The 9,800-nt window shown below is 40.0% G+C and carries 10 protein-coding genes; 4 read left to right on the top strand and 6 right to left on the bottom strand.

What is annotated here, in order from left to right:
* From VNZ46_RS17020 to VNZ46_RS17000, 5 genes are all read right to left on the bottom strand, one after another.
* Positions 1-1,303, bottom strand: a 1,303-nt coding sequence (locus tag VNZ46_RS17020; RefSeq protein ID WP_325561252.1) for an AAA family ATPase, incomplete at its 3' end; no start/stop codon positions are given.
* 5 nt (positions 1,304-1,308) lie between these two features.
* Positions 1,309-3,669: a type VI secretion system protein TssR domain-containing protein gene (gene tssR / locus VNZ46_RS17015; protein ID WP_325561251.1), complete on the bottom strand. Its 2,361-nt coding sequence runs from the start codon at positions 3,667-3,669 to the stop codon at positions 1,309-1,311.
* A gap of 5 nt (positions 3,670-3,674) precedes the next feature.
* Complete coding sequence (locus VNZ46_RS17010) at positions 3,675-4,622, bottom strand: PKD domain-containing protein (RefSeq protein WP_325561250.1); 948 nt, start codon at positions 4,620-4,622, stop codon at positions 3,675-3,677.
* A 45-nt stretch (positions 4,623-4,667) separates the two neighbouring features.
* On the bottom strand, positions 4,668-5,159 hold the full coding sequence (locus tag VNZ46_RS17005) for a type VI secretion system transmembrane protein TssO (protein ID WP_325561249.1): 492 nt from the start codon (positions 5,157-5,159) through the stop codon (positions 4,668-4,670).
* A gap of 2 nt (positions 5,160-5,161) precedes the next feature.
* Positions 5,162-5,683 (bottom strand): hypothetical protein, encoded by a 522-nt coding sequence (locus VNZ46_RS17000; protein WP_325561248.1) that lies wholly within the window; start codon positions 5,681-5,683, stop codon positions 5,162-5,164.
* 141 nt (positions 5,684-5,824) lie between these two features.
* Here VNZ46_RS17000 and VNZ46_RS16995 point away from each other — a divergent pair, with 141 nt between their 5' ends.
* From VNZ46_RS16995 to VNZ46_RS16985, 3 genes are all read left to right on the top strand, one after another.
* Complete coding sequence (locus tag VNZ46_RS16995) at positions 5,825-6,259, top strand: GPW/gp25 family protein (RefSeq protein WP_108554913.1); 435 nt, start codon at positions 5,825-5,827, stop codon at positions 6,257-6,259.
* A 124-nt stretch (positions 6,260-6,383) separates the two neighbouring features.
* Positions 6,384-6,899: a hypothetical protein gene (locus tag VNZ46_RS16990; RefSeq protein ID WP_325561247.1), complete on the top strand. Its 516-nt coding sequence runs from the start codon at positions 6,384-6,386 to the stop codon at positions 6,897-6,899.
* A 6-nt stretch (positions 6,900-6,905) separates the two neighbouring features.
* Positions 6,906-8,237, top strand: coding sequence for a hypothetical protein (locus VNZ46_RS16985; protein WP_325561246.1), 1,332 nt, complete (start codon positions 6,906-6,908; stop codon positions 8,235-8,237).
* Between the two features lie 3 nt (positions 8,238-8,240).
* Here the strand turns inward: VNZ46_RS16985 and VNZ46_RS16980 are convergent, their stop codons facing one another.
* Positions 8,241-9,179: a type VI secretion system baseplate subunit TssG gene (locus tag VNZ46_RS16980; protein WP_325561245.1), complete on the bottom strand. Its 939-nt coding sequence runs from the start codon at positions 9,177-9,179 to the stop codon at positions 8,241-8,243.
* A 165-nt stretch (positions 9,180-9,344) separates the two neighbouring features.
* Here VNZ46_RS16980 and VNZ46_RS16975 point away from each other — a divergent pair.
* Positions 9,345-9,800 (top strand): TssN family type VI secretion system protein (locus VNZ46_RS16975; protein ID WP_325561244.1); only part of this gene is annotated, 456 nt, incomplete at its 3' end.

Genomic DNA, 9,800 nt, shown 5'->3' with positions numbered 1-9,800 from the left:
GCTGAGCTTCAGGCTGTCCAAGTTCAGTTAGCGACTGTTCCAATTCAGCCAATACCTTATCTGAGGTATCGTTCATCATTTTCATCGCCGCCATGGTACGATCCAGCAGATCAAAGGCAGAATCCGGCAACCGGCGATCTTTCATGTAACGTTTGGCCAGACGAACACATTCCGGAATAGCCTCTGCCTGTATCTTAAGCTGATGATGGTCTTCATATTTTTGCGTCAGTTTTTCGAGCATTTTTATGGCTGAAGCCTCATTCGGTTCATTCACCTGCAACACCTCAAACCTCCTGCTGAAGGCTTGCTCAGGCTCAATAATCTTTCGGTATTCATCTATAGTGGTTGCACCAATGACTGTAATCTCGCCTCTGGCCAGTTCGGGTTTAAGCAAATTACCTACTCCACCTCCAATGGGTCCCTTGTTGTCTAAAAGCGTGTGGATCTCATCTATAAAGAGCACCGCTTTATCAAACTGTTTAATTTCTTTTAAAATATTTTTCAACCGGTCCTCAATCTCTCCCTTATAGGAAGCACCTGCAATCAGGGAGCCCAGATCAAGTTCAAAAAGTTGCACATTTTTGAGCAGATCAGGAACATTGTCGGCAATAATATCCTGCGCAAAACCATCTACAAGCGCCGTTTTGCCCACACCTGCATCACCGGTAATGATGACATTAGGTTTTGTTCTGCGGCAAAGAATTTCCATAATCATCCGGGCCTCTTTATCCCGGCCAATGATCGGATCTGTCTTACCCTCTCTTGCCAGGGCAATACGGTCGATACAATATTTGTGCAATGAAGAGGCTGCCCCGCTGGCTTTTCCTGTTCCCTTATCAGAAGAGGCTGGAGAAACCGCGTGCTGAATTTCCTCATCTTTGATATACAGATCCAGAAGTTCCTTTTCTTTAATGGGAAAAGACTTTAGCTGGTCCGGTTGAAATCCTATCGTCGGTTTGCAAAGCGCCGTGAGCACACAAACCGGAGTGATCAAATCAAGTCCAAGTTTAATACGGACCAGATCGGCCTCTTCAAAAACTTTTGAAATTTCGGCGCTGCCTTTTACGTCTTCCGGCGCCGAAGCAGTCTTATCCAGTTCATCGATCCGAACTTCCGCCCATTCACTGATGTATTCTTCATCCTTTCCAATGGAACTTAAAAAGGTCCGTAGCCCTACTTCCTTGTGCATTAAACCTTTCAGCAAATGCGCAGGAGAGAATTCCGGATTATGATACTCTTTAGCCAGAGACTGGGCTATCCTGATGGCTGTTTTAACCGACTCGCTGATATTTGTAAGACTCATAGCTATTATGGTTTTTCAGTTTCTGGTTTTTGATTAAAATTTCCTTCGGTGATGTAGTAGTAGTTTTTTCCGTTAGAAATGAATTGCTGCCCAACCTGTGTCGCCTTTTTGAAGTTATCGCTTGTACTCATCAAGAACTTGATATAAGCTTCAAAGTCTGGCTGTGGCATTTTACTGGATTTGGATAGTTCACCCACCTTATACTTATCCAGGAGCTCTGTACTTACCGGCAATCCTATTACCGTCTGGATGTACTTAGCCAGGGTCATGTCCTTGATTTCTCCTTTAGAGATCTTCAAATCCAGGAGGTTTTTGGGGATATTCAGGTAGTTTTTAAGCAGCTTGCTTCTGAAAGAAGATTGATCTGGTTGCAAGTTCTGCCCGATCATCAGGGAGAATATATCGTTGATCTGTTTATATTCCATGGTATTTAGCACCACTATATATTGCATCAGGTTCTTGTTTTTAGAAACTATATCTGCGGGTGCGCTGGAAGTCAGATAATACTTAAATGCATTATGTGGCATTTTGTCTGCAACATCATCTGAAACAGGAGGCAAAAGAAAGCTTTCTACATATGGAGACAACTTTTTACGTTCTATTCCAGTTAACCTAAAGGCGCTATCCAGTGAGTTGATCTGACTGTTAATATCATAGTCAGTTTCTCTCATGAAACGTTTAACCGCTACTGTGATCAATTCATTGGAATTGACAGCACCTTTAGCCGGAAAAACCACTCCACCCTGGATCAAACTGTTTTTTGGATAGTCCAGATAATAAGATACCGAATCCAACTGGCTGGTGTTATAGGCCTGGGTATTATTTAGCCCTTCACCTTTTACCATGAAACGTTTCTTTCTGTCTGCAAGGTATACTGCAGATTCTGACACCAATCTTTTAGATTGCAATACAAAGTTATTGAATGTAGGGTCATAATCGCTATACATTTGTATAGACAACAGTCTGGCATCTGCTCTGGCAAATTCTTCAGAAAGGTCACTCAGCTGGGTGGCCGAAGCCACTTCATTTCCGGTACTTCCAATCAATACAACAAGATTGGTTTCATTAACATGTCCCTTCAATAGGTTCAGACCCGAACGGATCCCATCATAAACGGGTTGCTGATTGATTCTGCTGGTACACCTCTCCGTTTTCCTGGCTTCAACCGTCAGGAAATCCATCAGTTTACGGTAGTCCGGAGATACACCGGCTGTACTGAAAATCCCTGGAGCAGTGCAATTGGCCGCGTCTCTGTACACTACCGCACCATAACTGATCTGATTTTTCCTGTCGTACTCATTAAAAACATTTTCAAAAGATTGTATGGTATTCCTTAAGCCCGAGAAATATTTTCTCATCGGACTTCCCCCATCCAGAACAAAGATCACATTGATCTTGTGGATGTTCTTTCTAAGGTTGAGATAAGTGGAGTAAGGTAAACTGGCCCCATTAATGGTAATCACGCTGTTGCCCGATTTGTTATACACATCCGTTGCGACTCCGAGGGTATAGGGTCCCTTTCCATCATTTGCAACAATCGGAGTACTCCTTAGAATCAGGTCATTATCTGTATCTAAAAGAGGGTCTGCATGCGCATTATGGAGTAATAAGGATAGGGAATCAGCCTGTTCATAAGAACTAAATTGCTGTGGGGCGATATATAAACGGTCTCCCCAATTATGAATGGCGTCTGTTCCAACCCAGCCTGTAATGCTTTTTCTGGCACTGTCTGCGACCAGCTGATCTTCGTTTCCAATCAGGTATTTTTTATCGTCTTCAGATTTCTTATACACATAGGTAATCTCATGCAGCCGTATCTTTGCAATTCTCTTTTTTAATTCCGGTGAATCATACACATACACCGAATCTGTATTGTCAAAATATACTCTTGAAGCAGTTAAAGGTGTTTTTCCGTTGACAATAGCAATTGCCTTTTCTGAATACCCGTTTTGCGGATTAGAATAAGACCTTTGCCACAAGAGCAATTTAGATTTAGGGATCCAGCCATAACTAATAGCGGTTTTCTTATCGTTAATCTTTCTGCCCCTGATCATTCCAGCTTTATACTTAATCAGCTTCAGGTAACCGTTTTCTTCCTGTGATACATAGAAGGGTTCCATAAAGTTTAATTTTTTCATCATCAAACTCCCACCAGGGCTGGTCGTCGTATAGTTATCTGCACGGTCGGAGAATACGATCCATGGAAGTTTTGATGTTCCGCCATCTTCAACAACCTGAGTCGATGAACTTGGTTTCGCATAAGATTTAGGCATATATTTCACCTTTTTACCAAAGGAAAGTGGCGATTGGGCCATAACAAAGGCAGTTTGGGTGACAAGGAGGACAAGAGATATAATTCGTTTCATAGGGTTTATTTTTTAACTGTCTTTGCAGAATGTTGTTTGATGTTCACAAGTGTCGCACAGGTAGAGCTTGGGCTGATCGTGAGCTGTGCTTCATCGACCACGATCTCCCCCCCAAAGGTGAGTCCCATGCAATAGGAATAAAAGTCTGTTGCTTTTTTAGCACTGTCCTGCTCCACATTTACGGTAACCTTTTCATTATTGCATAGGTACTTACGAACCAGGTAATAATAATTGGTATTGAAATCTGCTCCATTAGCAATCGCCTGTAATCTCGCCCTGATGTCGTCAATCACTTTGCGTTCACCTTCTCCTGGAACAACCATATCCGTCTCCAGTTCTGCGTTGGGATCTGTAATGAAAATGGTATGAAAGATTGGTCGGTGGCTTTTGTCTGTGTTGAGCTTCACCAGATATTTACCCGGTGCGTGGTAAGTGTACAAAGCGGTCCTGCCTTTCACATCTACCCTATTGGTTTCACCAAATGACCAGTCAAACTGGGTGGCTTTACCATCTGCTTCAAGTCTCACTTCTTCATCTACAACGCCTGAAGTTGGGCCGCTGATGGTGACCAACGTATCTATAGCGGCAGCCACGGTGTCTCTAACGGTCACCGGGAACTGCTCCTTTAACTCCCCGTCTACGGTTAAACGGACAATATAAGAACCAGATTTCAAATAACGATAGGTTCCATTTTGGCTGGTGGCTTTTGCCCCATTACCAAATTCCCAGATCCATTTTTTTGCATTTCTGGTATTATCAGTAAATACCAGGTCTTCATTTAAAGACAATTCATTTCTTAAGATCCTTGCATCAATAGTACGTTTATCAAAAACGGAACTCTTAAAGAGAAAGATAAGCGCGGCAAGGATTATAATTGCAATAAATATGTACAGGAAAATATATCCCTGTGAATTACTGCTTACTGATTTTCCTGAGGTAGTCGTTTCGGCCATTTTTTTATAGGTTGATTTTTTTTTATAGGTATTGCATCATTTAATTTATCTGTTCTGGCTGCCCAATGTCTGCCTTAGTTGCCGGGTAGACAACTTACAGTCCTCAAGCGATTTATTCAGTCTGTCAAGATCTGTTCTGTTTCCTTTAAGTTCCCTGCGGTCATAAAACAAATCGTTGTACAGTTGTGAAGCCTGTAAAAAGGTTTTATACCGTTGATCTGAGGCTCTTCTCTGATAGGCAGCCTTAATAGAGCCTAATGAATTCTTAATATCGCTTTCCAGGAAAACGGCTTGTACTCCGGGATCAAATCTCATAATTTGTTTATAAGTGGAGTCAATGGTTGGCCTCTGGTCTCTAATCGTTTCTTCAAAATCAGCATTTCTGGAAAGTTGATCTGCCAGGTCTTGTTTAGAAACCATTCTTCCGTCGCCATAATCGTGAAAAATCCCGTAGCTTAGCAGCCCTGTGGTAAACACAAAAATTCCGATAAAAAACAGGAATTGTTCTCTTCTTTCTCTTATACTTAGCTTAATCATATCTATCGGGTAAATCTTCCGGACCTGATTTTCTTTGCTGCGGTCTGGTTGGTTTTTAAGCAAGACTCCAGTTGGGTCCTGATGTTCTCAATCTGAAACTTGGTGGTGAACAATGAATCTTGTATCCCTGCCATCTGGGCAACATCATCGGTCAGCTTCTTATAAAGCAGAAAGCTTCCAACACCAGGAGGTTGCTCCTTAATCAGGTCTTTGATCTTGAAATTTGCATTTTGGATATCTTCCAGCAGAATGGCCTGGTTATTCATCTCCTCCGAATTAATGGAGGTATATTTAGACAACTGTTTGAACCGAAGCAGGATCACGTCGAAGTTTTCATTGATCTGTTTTCGTTTTGACAGGAGTTGATCGGTTTGCTTCACTTGCTTTTCCAGCAGGCTGTACTCAAATTTAGACGCTGCAAAAAACAGATAGACACAAAATATTGAAAAACTGGTGAGAAGGATAAAATTTAAGACAAAAATCCTATAGGATCTAGTCAGTTCCTGAGCATTAATTGGTTTCATAGGGCGATGTAGGTAGGTAGTTTTTTAAAAAAATTATATTTATTTCTTCATTTATTCTTGTTTTCTTATTTCTTGTTCCCAAAATTGGTCGCAATATTGATTATCCTTTTCAATTATTGTTCCATTTATACCCAGCTCTTTATGTCACATTTTTTATACAATAAACCCTTCCGTCTAAAAAATATTCTCGAAAACAAAGATTTAAATGAGGCAGATCTTGGCAAGTCAATTTCTCAAAATATTGAGCTTATCATATTTACCCGATATGGAGAACATCGGCATAACAATAATTTTGGATGTGAAATTTGGGACCTGGATTTTGAATTAATCGTTAGTGAGACCATTTGGGAAGAAAAATTCAGGCAATCTTTACTAAAATCGGTTGTGCACTACGAGCCCCGCTTGTATCAGGTGGAAGTCGAAATTAAAATGAGTGAAGTCGAAAAATTCTTTGCCATGAGAAATGTCACAGAGATTAAAAAGAAAGTTGACATCACGATTCTGGGAAGAATGAATATTACCGGAGAAAAATATTATTTTAATACCAGTTTATTTTTGAGCCCACTCTCAAGTTAAACTAAAATTGCTCTATTTTAAGGAAACATTGAACAAAATTATAGACACTTTAAAACTTCTAATCCCGGTAATCCACACTGAGGTGATGTCACCACCATCATCATAAACAAAATCTATACTAGCAATGAAAAATATATTCTACTCCTCTAAAGATGAAATCAGAAATCGAATTTTAAAGAATGCACAAGATTATTGGGGAATAAAAAATACCAACGATTTTGATCCCCTGGTTAAATTACTGGTCGAAGCCCTCAGTACAGAATTGTTCAACGTTTCCAATGATGTCCGTAATCTGGAGAATAGGATTTTAGATAAAATATCAAGGATTCTGGCCTCGGATACGCTTACCTCTGCAATCCCTGCTCACGCTATTTTACATGCACGCCCTTTCGAACCCACAGAAGTTATAGCAAACACGACCCAGTTCTTTTACAAAAAAAGATTTAAGGAAGCCGCCGAAAACAACAAAGAAAACACACTTGATGTCTTTTTCAGTCCGCTGAAGCCCGTAACGGTTTATAACGCGGGAATTTCCTTCTTTGCAAGTGGTCATAATTTATTTCAGTTAGACAGCCACCTTCACAAAACACTGGCTGCAAATACGTTTTCTGGCAGCCACTTAAAGAACAACACAGCGTAAGTCGGAATGGAGATCGCCCCTGGTATAGAAAAACTAAACGGCATAAGCTTTTATTTTGACTGGAAGAACTACGTTGTCAACGAGGAGGCTTATGACTTGCTTTCCCTATCTAAATTGACATTGAATGACCTTCCCATACACACTTCACTGAATAAATTTTATGTGGATCATCAAAAGCATGGAGAAGCTGCATTTGAAAAACAAGATGTCCTTCATCTGCTTTCACAAGATGTTCATGCTTTCTATTCTAAACGCTTTCTAACCATAGACCAGGAAGATCTTTTGCCTGCCCAAAACTACCTGAAACTTTATCCCGAAGAATTTGAACAGCTCTTTCCACCTACCACGCTTGGATTGTTTAAGAAACCTATGATCTGGCTAAAGATCCAGTTTCCGGCTGCAATTACAGAACAAATGCTGGAAGAAATGCACATCACAGTGAATGCCTTTCCTGTAGTGAATAAAAGATCAAACGAAATTAAACACAGGCTAAAAATGATGACCAATATCATTCCTGTAAAGCTGGGCCCGAATGACCAGTTTTTATGCGTCAGCCAGCTTACCGATAAAACGGGTTACTCTTACCTGGAGATTCCACACAGTCAGGATGAGGAAAGCAATACTGGATCCTACTCGATCCGTTATGGAGGAACCGAGAGACTGGACACCAGGAACGCAAAGGAAGTTGTAGATTATCTTTTCGAATTGCTTAGAGATGAAAAAGCCGCATTTTCTGCTTTTGGGTCTGATTTCTTAAACAGTTCTTTAAAGGATCTGGAACAAAACATCTCCATTATTGAGCAAAAAACACGCACACAGCTTAGCAATATTAAGGAGATGCTCAATTACATTATTGTTAAGCCTTTAGAGCATGTAGATATTATGTTCCTTGATTTCTGGACAACCAACGCAGAAATTGGAAATCAAATCCGGTCCGGAAGCCGTTTACAGGCTTTTGAGAACAGCAAAATTATACCTGAAAGTCTGTATTTTCTAAGTAATAGCGTTGGTGGCAGATCAAGATTAGACTCTACAAACCGTGTTCAGGCCTATAAATATGGTTTAACTACAGGCGACAGGATCGTAACGAAATCTGATATTGTTAATTTTTGTTTTTATGAACTGGGCAATAAGATCAAAGGGGTAGATATCCGTAAAGGTTTAATGCCTGCACAAAACCCAAAAGCCGGTTTTGTGAAAACAACAGATGTAATGATTACTCCCGCAGCACAAAATGGTTTAAATACCGACGAATGGAACTCCATCCTTGCGCTGACCAAATCAAAACTGGAGAACCGAAGTATTATGAATATCCATTACAGACTTCTCTTGAACTGATCATTAAAGATATACCGTATAGCCCAGATAAGAATTACTGCTCTCAGCGCCCAGTGTACCCAATTTATGCTCTTCACTGGCGAGAAGGTTAATTTTTATTTCAGTTTCAGCGGGCATCAGATAAGATACAGCTGTATTGATCAGGTAAGCGTATGCCGTGCCTGGCATAAAATAAACCAACCTGCTGGTACTTGCCGGACCAATATGAATGGTTACTTCTTCTTCATCGGAATCGAAACTACTGCCAATAATGGAGTCTATGCCTAAAGCTCCTTGGCCAAGTTTAAATTGCATGCCCTCCTCTACTGTCGTTTGTTTAAATGAAGGTGTGCTGTAAACTATATTAACCTGGATTTTAAAAAGCAGATTTAATAACTGTCCCAAAAATTTTACATCATTTCTTTTTTGATGTATAATGGGCAAAAGATGCATCCATATGATGCCTTGTTCTTTATCAAAGAGTTCAAATTCGTTCCATTCAGAAGCAAATATCCTGGTCAGATCACTATAGCTCGTTTTCTTGTCCAACCTGTTTTCATACAATTCAAATTGTACCCTCAAATGGTTGATTTCCGCCTCAAAGGGCATGAAGAATCTCCTGGCATCTTTCTCTTCTGCTCTTTTTTCCTGCACATCGGCAATCATTTCTTCCTCGCTCATACCTGTACTACCTGATGGGGGCCGGTGAAAAAGCCCCTCAGGAAGCATATCATAAAAACCTTCACGGTTCACTTCTATATTAAGGCAATCTTTTCTTTTACTTTCAGAATAATAAAGCGAATAATTACTGATTTCTTTCGCAAAAGCACGCTTTTTAGGCCCTATTGGAATAACCGAGATCTGGTCTGCCTGAAATTCGCCCGTCTCTATCAATTCAGCAGCTTTGGCTGTTGCCTTATAATCTGTATTTAAGTCATTCCTAAGTTCTAGTCTTCGTTTCATCTATTTATTTTCTATTCTTTTGTTTAGATGGAGCTGCTTAAAAAATGTGCTCATTTTGCAGCATTCAGTAATCGTAAAGATTGTATTAATAATTGTACCAGTTTATGAAAAAAAATTAAGGTATTATATTTGTTAAGCTACAGATAAAATATCAAAGTTAATTTAATGGACGTTCAATCATTCTTCATCAGGTACTTACTTTTTCCAATTATTTTTATTGTATCGACTGCGCTGCTCTCTATTGTCAATAAGAAGAATCAGTTTCTAAACAACAAAAAATTAATTGTTATTGTCTTACTCACAGGCATTATACTCGCCTTACCCGGCCTGCTCGGCTTTCTAAGTTTTGACTTTATGCCCTGGGGTTATATTATATGTCAAATCTATTATGTGGGTATAGGTTGTTTAGCGGTGTATCTGCTGACTAAATATTATCCTGAAGAACTACTGAGCAGAAAATTGTTCATTGTGATATCCATTCTGGTCAGCAGCTTACTTAGTTTTTACCTGTTCCAGCTCGCCTTCAACTGGCTCAGCGATATTAATTTTGGTGTGTGGGCCGCCACAAGTATTGCTACATTTATTATTCCTTTGTTATTTTGGTGGGCATATGTGGCGCTC

Source organism: Pedobacter sp. (genome assembly GCF_035566355.1).
In the GTDB taxonomy this organism is placed as follows: domain Bacteria; phylum Bacteroidota; class Bacteroidia; order Sphingobacteriales; family Sphingobacteriaceae; genus Pedobacter.
The sequence above is the reverse complement of the archived record's forward strand: the minus strand, read 5'-3'. Positions and strand labels throughout refer to the sequence as shown.